The sequence below is a fragment of the Enterobacter sp. 940_PEND genome (genome assembly GCF_001059415.1).
Taxonomy (GTDB): domain Bacteria; phylum Pseudomonadota; class Gammaproteobacteria; order Enterobacterales; family Enterobacteriaceae; genus Enterobacter; species Enterobacter cloacae_M.
Map to the genome: position 1 here is coordinate 12,463 of NZ_JUMS01000058.1, position 17,605 is coordinate 30,067.

Here is a 17,605-nt window from a genome sequence, read left to right on the forward strand (position 1 = left end):
AACCTTGTCATACAGAGTTCGGATACGTGTTTTACAATGATATGAATAAGAAACCGGTCGCACGGTCTGGTTTTCAGCATACTCTGCTGGGAAACGGAGCCGTTTATGGGTTGTTATCGCCGTATAACGCTGCGATAGTAGTCAACTGTTTTACACTTATTACAAAGAGTTGAGGTTCGCTATGTCTGACGACATGTCTTCTTTTTCGCCTTCGTCAGCGGGCGAACAGGGTGTACTACGTTCTATGCAGGAGGTTGCGATGAGCTCCGAGGAAGCCAGCAAGATGCTGCGCACTTATAATATTGCCTGGTGGGGCAATAACTACTACGACGTTAACGAACTGGGCCACATCAGCGTCTGCCCGGATCCGGACGTCCCTGAAGCGCGCGTGGATCTCGCGAAACTGGTGAAAGCCCGTGAGGCTCAGGGCCAGCGTTTGCCTGCACTGTTCTGCTTCCCGCAGATCCTGCAACATCGCCTGCGTTCTATTAACGCCGCGTTCAAGCGCGCGCGTGAGTCCTACGGTTATAAAGGCGACTATTTCCTGGTTTACCCGATCAAGGTCAACCAGCACCGCCGCGTGATTGAATCCCTGATCCATTCCGGCGAGCCGCTGGGCCTGGAAGCAGGATCCAAAGCGGAGCTGATGGCGGTTCTGGCGCATGCGGGCATGACCCGTTCAGTGATCGTCTGTAACGGCTATAAAGATCGTGAATACATTCGTCTGGCGCTGATTGGCGAAAAGATGGGCCACAAGGTCTATCTGGTCATCGAAAAGATGACCGAAATCGCCATCGTGCTGGAAGAGGCCGAACGTCTGAACGTGGTGCCGCGCCTTGGCGTGCGTGCGCGTCTGGCGTCACAAGGTTCCGGTAAATGGCAGTCCTCCGGCGGCGAGAAATCCAAGTTCGGCCTGGCGGCAAACCAGGTGCTGCAGCTGGTGGAAATCCTGCGCGAGCGCGGTCGTCTGGACAGCATTCAGCTGCTGCACTTCCACCTCGGCTCGCAGATGGCCAATATTCGCGACATCGCCACCGGCGTGCGTGAATCCGCGCGTTTCTACGTTGAGCTGCACAAGCTCGGTGTGAATATTCAGTGTTTCGACGTGGGCGGCGGCCTGGGCGTGGACTACGAAGGGACCCGCTCGCAGTCTGACTGTTCCGTGAACTACGGCCTGAACGAATACGCGAACAACATCATCTGGGCGATCGGCGATGCCTGTGAAGAGAACGGCCTGCCGCACCCGACGGTGATCACCGAATCCGGTCGCGCGGTCACCGCGCACCATACGGTGCTGGTTTCTAACATCATCGGCGTTGAGCGTAGCGAAATCTCCGAGGCAACGCCTCCGGCAGACGATGCCCCGCGTTCCCTGCAAAGCATGTGGGAAACCTGGCAGGAGATGCACGAGCCGGGCACGCGTCGTTCCCTGCGCGAATGGCTGCACGACAGCCAGATGGATCTGCATGACATTCACGTGGGTTATTCTTCAGGCACCTTCAGCCTGCAGGAGCGCGCTTGGGCGGAGCAGCTCTACCTGAACATGTGCCATGAAGTGCAGAAACAACTCGACCCGAGCAACCGCGCGCACCGTCCGATTATCGACGAGCTGCAGGAGCGTATGGCGGATAAGATTTACGTCAACTTCTCGCTGTTCCAGTCGATGCCGGATGCCTGGGGTATCGACCAGCTTTTCCCGGTTCTGCCGCTGGAAGGGCTGAACCATGCCCCGGAACGCCGTGCGGTGCTGCTGGACATCACCTGTGACTCCGACGGCGCCATCGACCACTACGTCGACGGCGACGGTATCGCAACGACGATGCCAATGCCGGAATACGACCCGGAGAACCCGCCGATGCTGGGCTTCTTTATGGTCGGCGCGTATCAGGAGATCCTCGGCAACATGCACAACCTGTTTGGTGATACCGAAGCGGTGGACGTGTTCGTGTTCCCTGACGGCAACGTGGAAATCGAGCTGTCCGATGAAGGGGACACCGTGGCGGACATGCTGGAATACGTTCAGCTGGATCCGAAAAAACTGCTCACCCAGTTCCGCGACCAGGTCAAAAATACCGGGCTGGACGATGCGCTCCAGCAGCAGTTCCTGGAAGAGTTTGAAGCGGGTCTGTACGGGTATACCTACCTGGAAGACGAGTAGGAAAACCTCCCTCTCCCTGTGGGAAAGGGGCGGGGTGAGGGCATCAGACCGCTAAGTCGCTGATGCCCGGTGGCGCTGCGCTTACCTAGCCTACGAACGTAGGCCGGATAAGGCGAAGCCGTCATCCGGCAGAATGCTATACTCACTTGAACCCGTATGCATTACCGGCGATAATTCGCCCCAATAAGCGATTTACGAATCAATCCCTTCCTCGTCGGGTTTAACGACGCGGAGGGGATTTTTTTTCATCTGTTTTTAATGTATCGACTTTAAAAGAGGTCAGGACATGAGCACTTTAGGTCATCAGTACGATAACTCTCTGGTATCTAACGCGTTTGGTTTTTTACGCCTTCCGATGAACTTCCAGCCGTACGACAGCAACGCTGACTGGGTGATCACCGGCGTGCCGTTCGATATGGCAACATCTGGCCGCGCGGGTGGTCGTCACGGCCCGGCAGCGATCCGTCAGGTTTCCACTAACCTGGCCTGGGAGCATAACCGCTTCCCGTGGAACTTCGACATGCGCGAGCGCCTGAACGTGGTGGACTGCGGTGACCTGGTGTACGCCTTCGGCGACGCGCGTGAGATGAGCGAGAAGCTGCAGGCGCACGCCGAGAAGCTGCTGGCTGCCGGTAAGCGCATGCTCTCCTTCGGCGGCGACCACTTCGTGACCCTGCCGCTGCTGCGCGCCCACGCGAAGCACTTCGGTAAAATGGCGCTGGTGCACTTCGATGCGCATACCGACACCTACGCGAACGGCTGCGAGTTCGACCACGGCACAATGTTCTTCACCGCGCCGAACGAAGGTCTGATCGACCCGAACCACTCGGTGCAGATCGGTATTCGTACCGAGTTCGACAAAGACAACGGTTTCACCGTGCTGGATGCGGGCCAGGTTAACGATCGCGGCGTCGACGACATCATCGCTCAGGTGAAGCAGATCGTGGGTGATATGCCCGTGTATCTGACCTTCGACATCGACTGTCTGGATCCGGCATTTGCACCGGGCACCGGTACGCCGGTCATCGGCGGTTTGACCTCAGATCGTGCCATTAAGCTGGTGCGCGGCCTGAAGGATCTGAACATTGTCGGGATGGACGTGGTGGAAGTGGCCCCTGCGTACGACCAGTCCGAGATCACCGCGCTGGCCGCAGCGACTCTGGCGCTGGAAATGCTCTACATTCAGGCAGCCAAAAAAGGCGAATAAGCCTCGCCTTGCGTGAAAAAAAACCTCTCTACTGAGAGGTTTTTTATTGCCTTTAGAACACGTTAAACGGGTATTCCACGTAAGCGCGGATCTCGTCCCCGCCCACGTTGTACTCGCTGGCGTTGCTGGAGACGCGCAGGACGGAGTAGCGCAGTTTCAGCTTCAGATCCTTCGCCGGACCATCCTGCACCTGGTACTGGATCTGGTTAAACCACTCGTGCTCTTTGCCGTTGCTGGTTTCAGAGGTTTTGATGTTATCGCCGCGCACGTAGGCGGTGGTCCAGCTCAGGCCCGGTAAGCCAAGGCCGGCAAAGTCCAGACCGTAGGATGCCTGCCAGGAACGTTCATCTTCGCCGTTAAAATCAGACCAGTAGGAGTTCGCCAGCCAGATGGTGTTACCGCCGTCACCCACGCCGCCCTTGTCGCGATAGCCGCCGTAGTTGTAGCCGGTGCTGCCGCTGCTCTGCTGGTACGCCACTTTGAACGTGTGAATGTCCCAGATGTAGCTCGCCGCCAGGCTCCAGATGGTGTTGCTGCGGCCCGTGTCGAGGCTGTCCGCGTAACCCTGGTCCAGACGGGAGTTATAGCCGTTGAAGTCGAGTACCAGCTGCTGCCCGGTGCTGAACGGCTGTTTGAAGTTCATGCCCAGGTATTGCTTGTTCATTACCTCTTCATTATGAGAGGCGTACAGCGCGCCGCTGAACTGGTCGTTAAACTGATAGCTCGCACCGCCGAAGGAGAGGCTCTTCAGCCCGCTGTCGTGGCGGTCATCGCTTTTACGCTGCTCGTCGGTGAAGTAACCAGCGTTGACTTCCAGACCGTCGATCTCTTTTGAGGTCAGCATGGTGCCGGTATAGCTTTCAAACAGCAGGCGGGAGCTGTCGGCATTCACGATGGGCAGCTCAGGGCGCTGATTCCCGTAGCTCAGTACGGTATTCGAGATGCGCATTTTGGCGGTGGCGCCAAACTTTGCCAGATCGGATTTTGCCCGGCCATCATCTTCCTGTTTAAAGAAGTCGATGCCGCCTGCGCCGCTTTTGCCACGGCCGCCGTCCAGGCGCACGCCGTATTGAGCAATACCGTCTACACCAAAGCCCACCAGCCCTTCGGTATAGCCGGATGCAAAGGTGGCGATGATCCCCTGACCCCATTCGGCTTTGTCCTGCTGGCCCTGATGGTAGTCGCGGCTGATATACGCATTGCGTAAAAACAGGTCCAGATGGCTGTCGTCAATAAAACCCTGGCTGTCGGATTGCTGGCTTGCAGCGGCAGGTAATGCGGCAAATAAGCTTAAAGCAATTAATGATAATTCTTTTTTCACGGAGGGAACGTCTCTGTCTGGATATAGTAATTTGAATAACTGCGGGCGTGATAATTACCGGAAAAAGAGACCTTTGCAATAATTATGTGACCAGACATTTCAATGCGATAGGGCAGATTTGGCGGGGCTTTCAGGGGTGTTATCGATACGTGCTGTTAAGTTAACAATTCATGCGAAATAAAAAGGAGGCAAAATTGCCTCCTTCTGAAATTATTTAATTCCGTCTGCGGCCATACGGTCGCGAATATGCTGTGCGCGTTCTTCTGAGGCCGGGTGATCGTCAAACATGGAGCTTTGGCGTCCGGCTTCCAGCTTGGCCAGTTTTTCGAAGCTGGTGGCTAAGCCTGATGGATTAATGCCGCGTTTGCGCAACAGATCGTATGAGTAGTCATCCGCCTCGGACTCCTGACGCTGTGAGAACTGAGAGTTAACCAGCTTTTCACCCACGTCGCCAAGCTGTGACTGCGACAGGCTGCCAACGATACCGCCCGCTGAGGCCGCCGCTGCGCGGATGGCATTGGTGCCCAGGGCAACCTGCATCCCTTTCTTCACGTGGCCCAGGGCAACGTGGCCCATTTCGTGGCCGATCACCGCTTCCACTTCGTTGTCGGTCATCATGTCCATCAGTCCGCTATAGACGCGGATACAGCCGTTCGCCATCGCGAAGGCGTTCACGTCTTTCGCCATGTACACCTTGTAGTTCACCGGCTGGCCGTTGATGTTGTCGCCCAGCGCGGAAGCAATCTTATTCAGACGCTGCGTGTAGGTACTGTTAGCCGGCGCAAGCGTGGCTTTTCCGTCCATATCTTTACAGGCCTGGTCGCTCAGCGCTTTCACCTGCGCATCGCTCAGGGAATAGGCCTGAAAGGCCTCTGCGCCTGACGTCATCAGACCGTTAGAATCCATATTCTGACAGCCGCTCAGCAGGAGCGTTGTACCCAGGGCCAGCACTATTGCACGCATTTTCATTAGGTTGCTTCCGTACTCGTTAAACTGAATAAAATCCGAAAAGGGCACCGTCAGCGAAGCCGGTGTCGGGCTAAGTATAAGGAATATCTGCAGGGCCGGGCGAGCAGATTGCGCAACATGCGAGCATGATCCAGAGATTTCTTAACAAGCAAAAGAATGCTCCATGTACATGACTTGCGGCTTGGGTTACATTGTTGGCACTTTTTTCCGGCGTAGCCCAAAACGCGCTGTCGTCAAGGGCATGGCCTTTAACAGTCCGATCTGGAGTTAAAATGTCCTCACGTAAAGAGCTTGCTAATGCTATTCGTGCGCTGAGCATGGACGCAGTACAGAAAGCCAAATCCGGCCACCCAGGGGCTCCTATGGGTATGGCTGATATCGCCGAAGTCCTGTGGCGTGATTTCCTGAACCACAACCCGCAGAACCCGTCATGGGCTGACCGCGACCGCTTCGTGCTGTCCAACGGCCACGGCTCAATGCTGATCTATAGCCTGCTGCACCTCACCGGCTACGATCTGCCAATTGAAGAGCTGAAAAACTTCCGTCAGCTGCACTCCAAAACTCCAGGTCACCCGGAAGTGGGTTACACCGCTGGCGTAGAAACCACCACCGGCCCGCTGGGTCAGGGTATTGCTAACGCTGTGGGTATGGCGATTGCCGAGAAGACGCTGGCGGCGCAGTTCAACCGTCCTGGTCACGACATCGTAGACCACTTCACCTACGCGTTCATGGGCGACGGCTGCATGATGGAAGGCATTTCTCACGAAGTGTGCTCCCTGGCAGGTACCCTGAAGCTGGGCAAACTGGTTGCGTTCTATGACGACAACGGTATCTCCATCGACGGTCACGTTGAAGGCTGGTTCACCGACGACACCGCAGCACGTTTCGAAGCCTACGGCTGGCACGTAGTGCGTGGCGTTGATGGTCACGATGCTGACTCGATTAAACGTGCAGTGGAAGAAGCGCGCGCGGTGACGGACAAACCGTCCCTGCTGATGTGCAAAACCATCATCGGCTTCGGCTCCCCGAACAAAGCGGGTACTCACGACTCCCACGGCGCGCCATTGGGTGATGCGGAAATCGCACTGACCCGCGAAGCGCTGGGCTGGAAACACCCTGCATTCGAAATCCCATCTGAGATCTACGCTCAGTGGGATGCAAAAGAAGTAGGCCAGGCGAAAGAAGCGGCCTGGAACGAGAAATTCGCTGCCTATGCGAAAGCGTTCCCGCAGGAAGCGGCTGAATTCACCCGTCGTATGAAAGGTGAAATGCCGTCTGACTTCGACGCGAAAGCGAACGAATTCATCGCTAAGCTGCAGGCGAACCCGTCTAAAATCGCGAGCCGAAAAGCGTCTCAGAATGCGATTGAAGCGTTCGGCCCATGGCTTCCAGAATTCCTGGGTGGCTCCGCTGACCTGGCGCCATCTAACCTGACCCTGTGGTCTGGTTCTAAGCCAATCAACGAAGATACTGCCGGTAACTACATCCATTACGGTGTACGTGAATTCGGTATGACCGCGATTGCCAACGGTATCTCCCTGCACGGCGGTTTCCTGCCGTACACCTCTACCTTCCTGATGTTCGTTGAATACGCACGTAACGCCGTGCGTATGGCCGCGCTGATGAAACAGCGTCAGGTGATGGTCTACACCCACGACTCCATCGGTCTGGGCGAAGATGGTCCAACTCACCAGCCGGTAGAGCAGGTGGCTTCCCTGCGCGTGACCCCGAACATGAGCACATGGCGTCCATGTGACCAGGTTGAATCCGCGGTGGCGTGGAAATATGGCGTTGAGCGTCAGGACGGTCCAACCGCGCTGATCCTCTCCCGTCAGAACCTGGCACAGCAGGAGCGTACGCCAGAGCAGCTGGCGAACATCGCTCGCGGTGGTTACGTGCTGAAAGATTGCGCGGGCCAGCCGGAGCTGATCTTCATCGCCACCGGTTCTGAAGTTGAACTGGCGGTTGCAGCGTGGGAAAAACTGACTGCCGAAGGCGTGAAAGCGCGCGTGGTTTCCATGCCGTCTACCGACGCGTTCGACAAGCAGGATGCCGCTTACCGTGAATCCGTGCTGCCTAAAGCGGTTTCCGCTCGCGTGGCAGTGGAAGCGGGTATCGCTGACTACTGGTTCAAATACGTGGGCCTGAACGGCGCTATCGTAGGTATGACCACCTTCGGTGAATCTGCTCCTGCAGAACAGCTGTTCGAAGAGTTCGGCTTCACCGTTGAGAACGTTGTCGCGAAAGCGAAAGAACTGCTGTAATCGGTTGTACGGTGCGGGCTGATGCCCTCACCCGAGCCCTCTCCCACGGGAGAGGGTGCAAACACTAAAAAACGGTAACCTCTCGGTTACCGTTTTGCTTTTACCTTGCCGGCATTATTCCACTTAAAATGTGACGCAAGTCATATAGCGCGCTTATTCATCTGGACAGACATTCCTTTTATTCCCCGATTCGCTTATTCTTGCTGAAGCGTTTCAGTCGATTAAATGTTCGACAATTGACCAATCAATCGCAGTTTGTGACAGCAAGGATTCCCCTTCGGGCGTAGCTGGATTACTCTTTCAGCCACCTCAAACTCAGGGATTGCTTTGCAGGAGATCTATGACCGTACGCGTAGCGATTAATGGCTTCGGTCGCATCGGACGTAACGTGGTTCGTGCTTTATATGAATCTGGACGTCGGGCGGAAATAACCGTGGTGGCAATCAATGAACTGGCGGATGCTACGGGCATGGCGCATTTGTTGAAATATGACACCAGCCACGGACGCTTTGCCTGGGACGTACGCCAGGAAAGAGATCGACTTTTTGTTGGTGACGACGCTATTCGCGTGCTGCATGAGAACAGCATCTCCGGGCTACCCTGGCGTGAACTGGGTGTGGATGTGGTGCTTGACTGTACCGGCGTGTACGGCAACCGCGAACATGGCGAAGCGCATCTTGCTGCAGGCGCGAAAAAAGTCCTGTTTTCTCATCCCGGCAGTAACGACCTCGACGCGACCGTCGTGTTTGGCGTCAACCAGCATGAGCTGCAGGCCGAACACCGCATTGTTTCCAACGCCTCCTGTACCACTAACTGCATTATTCCGGTCATCAAACTGTTAGACGATGCGTATGGCATTGAATCCGGCACCGTGACCACAATTCACTCCGCCATGCACGATCAGCAGGTGATTGACGCCTACCACCCGGATTTACGACGCACTCGCGCGGCGAGCCAGTCAATCATTCCGGTGGATACGAAACTGGCGGCAGGGATCACCCGTATTTTTCCGCAGTTTAATGACCGGTTTGAAGCGATTGCCGTGCGTGTCCCGACGATTAACGTCACTGTAATTGACCTTAGCGTGACGGTGAAAAAACCGGTAAAAGCCTGTGAAGTCAACCTGTTGCTGCAAAAAGCGGCACAGGGGGCATTTCATGGTATAGTTGACTATACGGAATTACCGTTGGTCTCAGTAGATTTTAACCACGACCCGCACAGCGCCATCGTCGATGGCACGCAAACGAGGGTCAGTGGCGCACACCTGATCAAGACGCTGGTCTGGTGTGATAACGAATGGGGCTTTGCTAACCGAATGCTCGACACCACGTTAGCAATGGCCGCTCAAGGTTTCAGGTAAGACGCATTGTGCGTCTGCAAAACTTTAAGAATCAACGAGAGGATTCACCATGTCTGTAATTAAGATGACCGATCTGGATCTGGCTGGTAAACGCGTTTTCATCCGTGCCGATCTGAACGTGCCGGTTAAAGATGGCAAAGTGACCAGCGACGCGCGTATCCGTGCATCACTGCCAACCATCGAACTGGCTCTGAAGCAGGGCGCGAAAGTGATGGTCACCTCCCACCTGGGTCGTCCAACTGAAGGCGAGTACAACGAAGAGTTCTCTCTGCTGCCAGTGGTTAATTACCTGAAAGACAAACTGTCCAACCCGGTTCGCCTGGTTAAAGATTACCTGGACGGCGTTGAAGTGGCAGCCGGTGAACTGGTTGTTCTGGAAAACGTTCGCTTCAACAAAGGCGAAAAGAAAGACGACGAAACTCTGTCCAAAAAATACGCTGCACTGTGCGACGTGTTCGTGATGGATGCATTCGGTACGGCTCACCGTGCTCAGGCGTCAACCCACGGTATCGGTAAATTCGCAGACGTTGCGTGTGCCGGTCCTCTGCTGGCTGACGAACTGGAAGCGCTGGGTAAAGCACTGAAAGAACCTGCTCGTCCGATGGTCGCTATCGTTGGTGGTTCTAAAGTTTCCACCAAACTGACCGTTCTGGATTCCCTGTCTAAAATCGCTGACCAGCTGATCGTTGGCGGTGGTATCGCGAACACCTTCGTTGCCGCTCAGGGCCACAACGTGGGCAAATCCCTGTACGAAGCAGACCTGGTTGACGAAGCCAAACGCCTGCTGGGTACCTGTGATATCCCGGTTCCAACTGACGTTCGCGTCGCGACCGAGTTCTCCGAAACCGCAACCGCGACCCTGAAATCTGTCAACGACATCAAAGATGAAGAGCAGATTCTGGACCTGGGCGACGTTTCTGCACAGAAACTGGCTGAAATCCTCAAAAACGCAAAAACTATCCTGTGGAACGGTCCTGTTGGCGTGTTCGAATTCCCGAACTTCCGCAAAGGTACTGAAATCGTTGCTAACGCTATCGCAGACAGCGAAGCGTTCTCTATCGCAGGCGGTGGTGACACCCTGGCAGCAATCGACCTGTTCGGTATCGCTGACAAGATCTCCTACATCTCCACTGGTGGCGGCGCATTCCTCGAATTCGTGGAAGGCAAGGTACTGCCAGCAGTAGCAATGCTCGAAGAGCGCGCTAAGAAGTAAGCCATTCAAGGGCAGGGAAACCTGCCCAATTTTCAGCGCGCTTTTAAGAGCTCGCACCTTTTCTAACGGCCGAAGATACAGGACTAAGCAACATGTCTAAAATTTTTGATTTCGTAAAACCTGGCGTTATCACTGGTGATGACGTACAGAAAGTGTTCCAGGTAGCTAAAGAAAACAACTTCGCTCTGCCAGCAGTGAACTGCGTGGGTACCGACTCCATCAACGCCGTACTGGAAACTGCCGCTAAAGTTAAAGCGCCAGTTATCGTTCAGTTCTCTAACGGCGGCGCTGCGTTCATCGCAGGTAAAGGCGTGAAAACTGACATTCCTCAGGGTGCTGCAATCCTGGGCGCTATCTCTGGTGCGCACCACGTACACCAGATGGCTGAGCACTACGGTGTTCCAGTTATCCTGCACACTGACCACTGCGCGAAGAAACTGCTGCCGTGGATCGACGGTCTGCTGGACGCGGGTGAAAAACACTTCGCGGCTACCGGTAAGCCACTGTTCTCTTCTCACATGATCGACCTGTCTGAAGAGTCACTGCACGAAAACATCGAAATCTGCTCCAAATACCTGGCGCGCATGGCCAAAATGGACATGACCCTGGAAATCGAACTGGGTTGCACCGGTGGTGAAGAAGACGGCGTGGACAACAGCCACATGGACGCTTCTGCACTGTACACCCAGCCAGAAGACGTTGATTACGCTTACACCGAGCTGAGCAAAATCAGCCCACGCTTCACCATCGCAGCGTCCTTCGGTAACGTCCACGGCGTTTACAAACCAGGTAACGTGGTTCTGACCCCGACTATCCTGCGTGATTCTCAGGAATACGTTTCTAAGAAACACAACCTGCCGCACAATAGCCTGAACTTCGTCTTCCACGGCGGTTCCGGTTCTTCTGCTCAGGAAATCAAAGACTCCGTAAGCTACGGCGTTGTGAAAATGAACATCGATACCGATACCCAGTGGGCAACCTGGGACGGTATCCTGCAGTACTACAAAGCGAACGAAGCTTACCTGCAGGGCCAGCTGGGCAACCCGAAAGGCGAAGACCAGCCGAACAAGAAATACTACGATCCACGCGTATGGCTGCGCGCAGCCCAGACGTCCATGGTGACCCGTCTGGAGCAGGCTTTCAAAGAACTGAACGCAATCGACGTTCTGTAATTTGAGCTGCTAACAGCATCAGAAGGCCCGCAAATGCGGGCCTTTTTTTATGCTTTTTCAATACCCTGTCAGACCTGTTTTTGTGATCTGTTTGGCAAAGCCGGTGCTTTTTGTTTACCCTTTACTGACCTGCCTGTCTCCATGGGGGATGGATTTTGTGTTTTGGTTTAACAAAAGGAAGAATAAATGGAACAACTCGATGTTGTAGACAGCATCAATAACGCCGGTAACTGGCTGGTGCGCAACCAGGCCCTGCTGCTGAGCTATGCCGTGAACATTGTCGCGGCGATTGCCATCATCATCGTCGGGATGATTGTGGCGCGTATCGTTTCGAACGCGGTTAATCGCGTAATGCTGGCCCGTCACATTGACGCCACGGTGGCTGACTTCCTCTCCGCACTGGTGCGCTACGGCATTATCGCCTTCACGCTGATTGCCGCGCTGGGCCGTGTTGGGGTGCAAACCGCCTCCGTGATTGCCGTTCTCGGTGCCGCCGGCCTGGCTATTGGTCTGGCGCTGCAGGGTTCGCTTTCAAACCTGGCGGCAGGCGTTCTGCTGGTCACCTTCCGTCCGTTCCGCTCCGGCGAATACGTTGACCTTGGCGGCATTGCCGGGACCGTGCTGCAGGTGCAGATTTTCTCTACGACCATGCGTACCGTGGATGGCCGCATCGTGGTCGTGCCGAACGGGAAAATCATTGCAGGCAACATTATTAACTTCTCCCGTGAACCGGTGCGTCGTAACGAACTGATTATCAGCGTGGCATACGACTCCGACATCGATCAGGTGAAGTCGCTGATTACTAATATCATTGCTTCAGACGATCGTATTCTGAAAGACAAAGAGCAGACGGTTCGCCTGAACGAACTGGGCGCGTCCTCCATTAACTTCGTGGTGCGTATCTGGAGCAAAAGCAGCGATCTGCAAAACGTGTACTGGGACGTGCTGGAGCGCATTAAGCGCGACTTCGATGCCAACGGCATCAGCTTCCCGTACCCTCAGATGGACGTAAACGTCAAAAAAGTCAAAGAAGCCGAATAACTTCCCCCGCGGGCCCGGTAAGCGCTAGCGCCACCGGGCTTTATTCTTATAAGTGCTGCTAATCCCCAATTAATATTATCAATTTCCTCTAATGTAATTCGCGCAGTATAGTCTCCTTCAAGAACAATACTGTGAGAATTTCGTTATGTTATCTTATTATTTTCAAGGGCTTGCCTTAGGTGCGGCCATGATCCTTCCCCTTGGCCCGCAAAATGCGTTTGTGATGAACCAGGGCATTCGCCGCCAGTATCATCTGATGATTGCCCTGCTGTGTGCGGTAAGCGATTTACTGCTGATCTGTGCCGGAATTTTTGGCGGCAGCGCATTGCTCATGCAGTCTCCCTGGCTGCTGGCGCTGGTCACCTGGGGCGGCGTGGCGTTTCTGCTCTGGTACGGTTTTGGTGCCCTGAAAACGGCGATGAGCAGCAACCTCGAACTGGCGAGCGCGGAAGTCATGAAGCAGGGCCGCTGGAAGATTATCGTTACTATGCTGGCGGTCACCTGGCTTAATCCGCATGTTTATCTGGACACCTTCGTGGTGCTGGGCAGCCTCGGCGGGCAGCTGGACGTTGAGCCGAAACGCTGGTTTGCGCTGGGTACGGTTAGCGCCTCTTTCCTCTGGTTCTTCGGCCTCGCCATTCTGGCTGCATGGCTGGCTCCTCGTCTGCGTACGGCCAAAGCCCAGCGCATCATCAACACTCTGGTAGGGCTGGTGATGTGGTTTATAGCTTTTCAGCTGGCAAAAGAGGGGATTCACCACGTTCAGGAATTGTTCAACTAATCCTTGTCTTATGGACAACTGAGCAAGACCCGCTAAGCTTGCTGGCATGCGCCCTGTTAATGGGCACTATTCGCAACATGGAGGAATAACAGTGAAGTTTAAGGTGATGGCCCTGGCGGCATTAGTAAGTTTTGGTGCGGTGTCGGTGCAGGCAAGTGAACTGCCGGATGGCCCGCACATCGTCACTTCAGGCACCGCAAGCGTGGACGCGGTACCTGATGTCGCAACGCTGGCAATTGAAGTCAATGTGTCTGCGAAAGATGCGGCATCTGCCAAGAAGCAGGCTGACGATCGTGTTGCGCAATACCTCTCTTTCCTTGAGCAGAACGGAGTCGGTAAAAAAGATATCAACTCCGCGAACCTGCGTACTCAACCCGATTATGACTACCAGAATGGTAAAAGCATCCTGAAAGGCTACCGTGCCGTGCGTACCGTCGAAGTGACCGTGCGTCAGCTGGATAAGCTTAACTCGCTGCTGGATGGCGCGCTGAAGGCGGGTCTGAACGAAATTCGTTCAGTGTCGCTGGGCGTTGCGCAACCGGAAAAATACAAAGACGAAGCGCGTAAAGCGGCGATTGATGATGCCATTCACCAGGCGGAACAGCTGGCTTCTGGCTTTAAGAGCAAACTCGGCCCGGTTTACAGCGTGCGTTACCACGTCTCTAACTACCAGCCAAGCCCGATGGTACGGATGATGAAGGCTGATGCAGCCCCGGTGTCTGCTCAGGAAACATACGAGCAGCCAACCATTCAGTTTGACGATCAGGTGGATGTGGTGTTCCAGCTGGAGCCAACTCAAACTCAGCAAACTGAGGCGGCTAAGGCGCAGTAATTTGCCCTCACCCTAACCCTCTCCCGCAGGGAGAGGGAATTCAAGCGATTAATCCTGTCTCAACACCTTGTGCCCGTACGCCAGCAGCGCGTCGGTGACGTTGCGCATCATGCGGCTTTCCGGCGCAAACCGGTGCCAGTAGAGCATCCGGCGCTGATACAGCCCTGGCGTCAGGTCAATCAGCTCACCGCTTTTCAACTCTTTCTCAATCTGCAGATGCGGGATCATGCAGCAGGTGGTGCCCTGACGCGCAAGCTGCACAAAGGCTTCAGACGAGTTGACGATATGGCACGGCACGCTGCCCGGCGGCAGATCGAAGTTTTGCTGCAGGAACGCCTGATGCATATCATCCAGATGGTCGAACGCCACGGCAGGGGCTTTCAGCAGCGCGGCGCGGGTGACGCCGTTCGGGAAGTAGCGCTCGGCAAAGGCTTTTGAACCCACAAACAGGTAGTCCAGCGCGCCCAGCTGATCGACAAGACAGCTTGGCAAGGCCTGAGGCTGGATACTGACCGCCCCAACCACTTCACCGCGACGCAGGCGTTCCTGGGTACGGGTTTCATCCTCAACCTGTAAATTCAGGCGGATAGGGGAGTCCGCTAATACCGGCGCAAGGGCCGGCAGCAGCCAGGTTGCCAGGCTGTCGGCGTTGACCGCCAGAGAGAGCAGCAGCGGCGTAGAGCCCGTTTGTTCGTCACCCAGCCACTCGTCTTCCAGCAGTTCAACCTGGCGCAGCAGGGCGAGAAGCTTTTGCCCTTGCTCGGTTGGACGTGGCGGCACGGTGCGCACCAGCAGCGGCTGGCCGAACATGTTTTCAAGCTGTTTGATACGCTGTGATACGGCGGACTGGGTGATGCAAAGCTTTTGCGCCGCGCGCTCAAAACCGCGTTCACGAATAACTGCATCAAGTGCCTGTAGTGTTCTGTAGTCCGGACGTTTCATTGCTCTGGCTGGCTCCTAAATTTTGCTTATTCTGCACTATGACACAATTTTCCCTTCGTGGCAGACGAATTCCATTCGACGTGTTCTATAATGCGCCCTGAGTTTTCACACCACAGGCAAAACGATCATGACGCAGGATGAACTGAAAAAAGCAGTAGGATGGGCCGCTCTCCAGTACGTGCAGCCGGGTACCATTGTCGGTGTCGGTACGGGATCAACCGCGGCACACTTTATCGATGCGCTGGGCACGATGAAGGGGCAAATCGAGGGCGCGGTTTCCAGCTCTGATGCTTCCACGGAAAAGCTGAAAAGCCTCGGCATTACCGTTTTCGATCTCAACGAAGTGGATCGTCTGGGGATTTACGTTGATGGCGCGGATGAAATCAACGGCCACATGCAGATGATCAAAGGCGGCGGCGCGGCGCTGACGCGCGAGAAGATCATCGCCTCCGTTGCGGACAAGTTTATCTGCATCGCGGACGCCTCCAAGCAGGTCGACATTCTGGGTAATTTCCCGCTGCCGGTCGAAGTGATCCCAATGGCCCGTAGCGCGGTTGCCCGTCAGCTGGTGAAGCTGGGCGGTCGTCCGGAATATCGTCAGGGCGTAGTCACCGATAACGGTAACGTGATCCTCGATGTTCACGGTCTGGAAATCCTCGACGCGATTGCGCTGGAAAATGCTATCAATGCTATCCCAGGCGTAGTGACCGTAGGGCTATTCGCCAACCGTGGCGCGGATGTGGCGCTGATTGGCACCGCTGACGGCGTGAAAACCATCGTAAAATGATCTGACGGGGGGAGTCCTCCCCCCGCTAAAAAATTTTTGAAAAGCTAAATTCGGTGACTTGTGTCACGTTTTTCCGCCTCTTTTGCCGATCCTGCCGCGTTTGTAAATTTCCATAGCATTTTCCTCTGACATTTTGCTCTGTATGACTTTTCTTCAGAGTGCTGACGCAAACGTTCATATTGCTGCAATAGTTTTTTTTGATATGTTGGCTACAGCGGATTCATATCCAGCACAACATCAGTTCAGACAAAAACAGGGTCGGGTAAATGGCAAAGGTATCACTGGAGAAAGACAAGATTAAATTCCTGCTGGTCGAGGGCGTGCATCAAAAAGCAATCGATAGCCTTCGTGCGGCAGGTTACACCAACATCGAATTTCACAAAGGCGCGCTCGATACCGAAGAGCTGAAAGCGTCCATCCGTGATGCCCACTTCATTGGCCTGCGATCCCGTACTCACCTGACTGAAGAGGTTATTGCCGCTGCGGAAAAGCTGGTGGCTATCGGCTGCTTCTGCATCGGTACCAACCAGGTGGACCTGAATGCTGCCGCCAAACGCGGTATTCCCGTCTTCAACGCCCCGTTTTCCAACACCCGTTCCGTGGCGGAGCTGGTGATTGGCGAACTGCTGCTGCTGCTGCGCGGCATTCCAGAAGCGAACGCCAAGGCGCACCGCGGCGTGTGGAACAAGCTGGCGTCCGGCTCATATGAAGCGCGTGGTAAAAAACTGGGGATTATCGGCTACGGCCACATCGGTACGCAGCTCGGTATTCTGGCGGAATCTCTGGGCATGCACGTGTTTTTCTACGATATCGAAAGCAAGCTGCCGCTGGGCAATGCGACCCAGGTTCAACACCTGTCTGACCTGCTGAACATGAGCGACGTGGTGAGCCTGCACGTACCGGAAAATGCGTCCACCAAAAACATGATGGGTGCGGAAGAGCTGGCGCTGATGAAGCCGGGCTCACTGCTGATCAACGCCGCGCGCGGCACGGTTGTCGATATCCCGGCACTGGCGGATGCGCTGAAGCGTAAGCATCTGGCGGGCGCGGCCATCGACGTCTTCCCGACGGAGCCTGCGACCAACAGCGATCCGTTTACCTCTCCGCTGTGCGAGTTCGACAACGTGATCCTGACGCCGCACATTGGCGGCTCTACCCAAGAAGCGCAGGAGAATATCGGCCTGGAAGTGGCGGGTAAGCTGAGCAAATATTCCGACAACGGTTCTACGCTCTCTGCCGTGAACTTCCCGGAAGTGTCTCTGCCGCTGCACGGTGGTCGTCGTCTGCTGCACATCCACGAAAACCGTCCAGGCGTGCTGACCGCGATTAACCAGATCTTTGCCGAGCAGGGCGTCAATATTGCCGCGCAGTATCTGCAGACGAACTCGCAGATGGGCTACGTGGTTATTGATATCGAAGCGGATGACGATGTTGCCGAGAAAGCGCTGCAGAGCATGAAGGCGATTCAGGGGACAATTCGCGCGCGTCTGCTGTACTAATTGTGGCGAGGTAAATGCAAAACGGTAACGATAGTTACCGTTTTTTTATGTTTTCACCC

15 protein-coding genes are annotated in these 17,605 nt (G+C 55.2%); 12 read left to right on the forward strand and 3 right to left on the reverse strand.

What is annotated here, in order from left to right; translation table 11 throughout:
* Positions 1–41 precede the first annotated feature (41 nt).
* The 3 genes from yqgB (at position 42) to speB (ending at position 3,365) form a co-directional block, all read left to right on the forward strand.
* The gene (gene yqgB / locus ADJ24_RS24075; RefSeq protein ID WP_127341063.1) at positions 42–173 is read left to right on the forward strand and encodes an acid stress response protein YqgB; all 132 of its coding nucleotides are present in this window, start codon (positions 42–44) and stop codon (positions 171–173) included.
* Between the two features lie 8 nt (positions 174–181).
* Entirely contained in the window at positions 182–2,158 is a 1,977-nt protein-coding gene (gene speA, locus ADJ24_RS09040; RefSeq protein ID WP_023309121.1) for a biosynthetic arginine decarboxylase, read from the forward strand.
* Between the two features lie 286 nt (positions 2,159–2,444).
* Positions 2,445–3,365: an agmatinase gene (speB, locus tag ADJ24_RS09045; RefSeq protein ID WP_023309120.1), complete on the forward strand. Its 921-nt coding sequence runs from the start codon at positions 2,445–2,447 to the stop codon at positions 3,363–3,365.
* A gap of 52 nt (positions 3,366–3,417) precedes the next feature.
* Here the strand turns inward: speB and ADJ24_RS09050 are convergent, their stop codons facing one another.
* Positions 3,418–4,686 carry an OprD family outer membrane porin gene (locus tag ADJ24_RS09050; RefSeq protein WP_023309119.1) on the reverse strand — a complete coding sequence of 423 codons (1,269 nt, stop codon included), beginning with the start codon at positions 4,684–4,686 and terminating at the stop codon, positions 3,418–3,420.
* A 210-nt stretch (positions 4,687–4,896) separates the two neighbouring features.
* Complete coding sequence (locus ADJ24_RS09055) at positions 4,897–5,655, reverse strand: M48 family metallopeptidase (RefSeq protein ID WP_021242066.1); 759 nt, start codon at positions 5,653–5,655, stop codon at positions 4,897–4,899.
* A gap of 272 nt (positions 5,656–5,927) precedes the next feature.
* Between ADJ24_RS09055 and tkt the strand changes: the two genes are divergently transcribed.
* From tkt to ADJ24_RS09090, 7 genes are all read left to right on the forward strand, one after another.
* Entirely contained in the window at positions 5,928–7,919 is a 1,992-nt protein-coding gene (tkt, locus tag ADJ24_RS09060) for a transketolase (RefSeq protein WP_023309118.1), read from the forward strand.
* Positions 7,920–8,259: 340 nt separating this feature from the next.
* A complete protein-coding gene (epd, locus tag ADJ24_RS09065) occupies positions 8,260–9,279 on the forward strand; it encodes an erythrose-4-phosphate dehydrogenase (protein ID WP_023309117.1) in 1,020 nt (339 codons plus the stop codon).
* Between the two features lie 49 nt (positions 9,280–9,328).
* The gene (pgk, locus tag ADJ24_RS09070; protein ID WP_023309116.1) at positions 9,329–10,492 is read left to right on the forward strand and encodes a phosphoglycerate kinase; all 1,164 of its coding nucleotides are present in this window, start codon (positions 9,329–9,331) and stop codon (positions 10,490–10,492) included.
* A 92-nt stretch (positions 10,493–10,584) separates the two neighbouring features.
* The gene (fbaA, locus tag ADJ24_RS09075; RefSeq protein ID WP_008499731.1) at positions 10,585–11,664 is read left to right on the forward strand and encodes a class II fructose-bisphosphate aldolase; all 1,080 of its coding nucleotides are present in this window, start codon (positions 10,585–10,587) and stop codon (positions 11,662–11,664) included.
* A 186-nt stretch (positions 11,665–11,850) separates the two neighbouring features.
* Positions 11,851–12,705, forward strand: a complete 855-nt coding sequence (locus ADJ24_RS09080) for a small-conductance mechanosensitive channel MscS (protein ID WP_023309115.1) — start codon at positions 11,851–11,853, stop codon at positions 12,703–12,705.
* A gap of 145 nt (positions 12,706–12,850) precedes the next feature.
* Positions 12,851–13,486 (forward strand): arginine exporter ArgO, encoded by a 636-nt coding sequence (gene argO, locus ADJ24_RS09085; protein ID WP_021242063.1) that lies wholly within the window; start codon positions 12,851–12,853, stop codon positions 13,484–13,486.
* Positions 13,487–13,577: 91 nt separating this feature from the next.
* Positions 13,578–14,318, forward strand: a complete 741-nt coding sequence (locus ADJ24_RS09090) for an oxidative stress defense protein (RefSeq protein WP_023309114.1) — start codon at positions 13,578–13,580, stop codon at positions 14,316–14,318.
* A gap of 48 nt (positions 14,319–14,366) precedes the next feature.
* Here the strand turns inward: ADJ24_RS09090 and argP are convergent, their stop codons facing one another.
* Complete coding sequence (gene argP, locus ADJ24_RS09095; protein WP_008499727.1) at positions 14,367–15,260, reverse strand: DNA-binding transcriptional regulator ArgP; 894 nt, start codon at positions 15,258–15,260, stop codon at positions 14,367–14,369.
* 127 nt (positions 15,261–15,387) lie between these two features.
* On the opposite strand from argP, the gene rpiA reads away from it, so the two are divergent.
* Together rpiA and serA are read left to right on the forward strand one after the other, a co-directional pair.
* Positions 15,388–16,047 (forward strand): ribose-5-phosphate isomerase RpiA, encoded by a 660-nt coding sequence (gene rpiA / locus ADJ24_RS09100; RefSeq protein ID WP_014885151.1) that lies wholly within the window; start codon positions 15,388–15,390, stop codon positions 16,045–16,047.
* 266 nt (positions 16,048–16,313) lie between these two features.
* Positions 16,314–17,546, forward strand: coding sequence for a phosphoglycerate dehydrogenase (gene serA, locus ADJ24_RS09105; RefSeq protein ID WP_023309113.1), 1,233 nt, complete (start codon positions 16,314–16,316; stop codon positions 17,544–17,546).
* Positions 17,547–17,605: the final 59 nt, after the last annotated feature.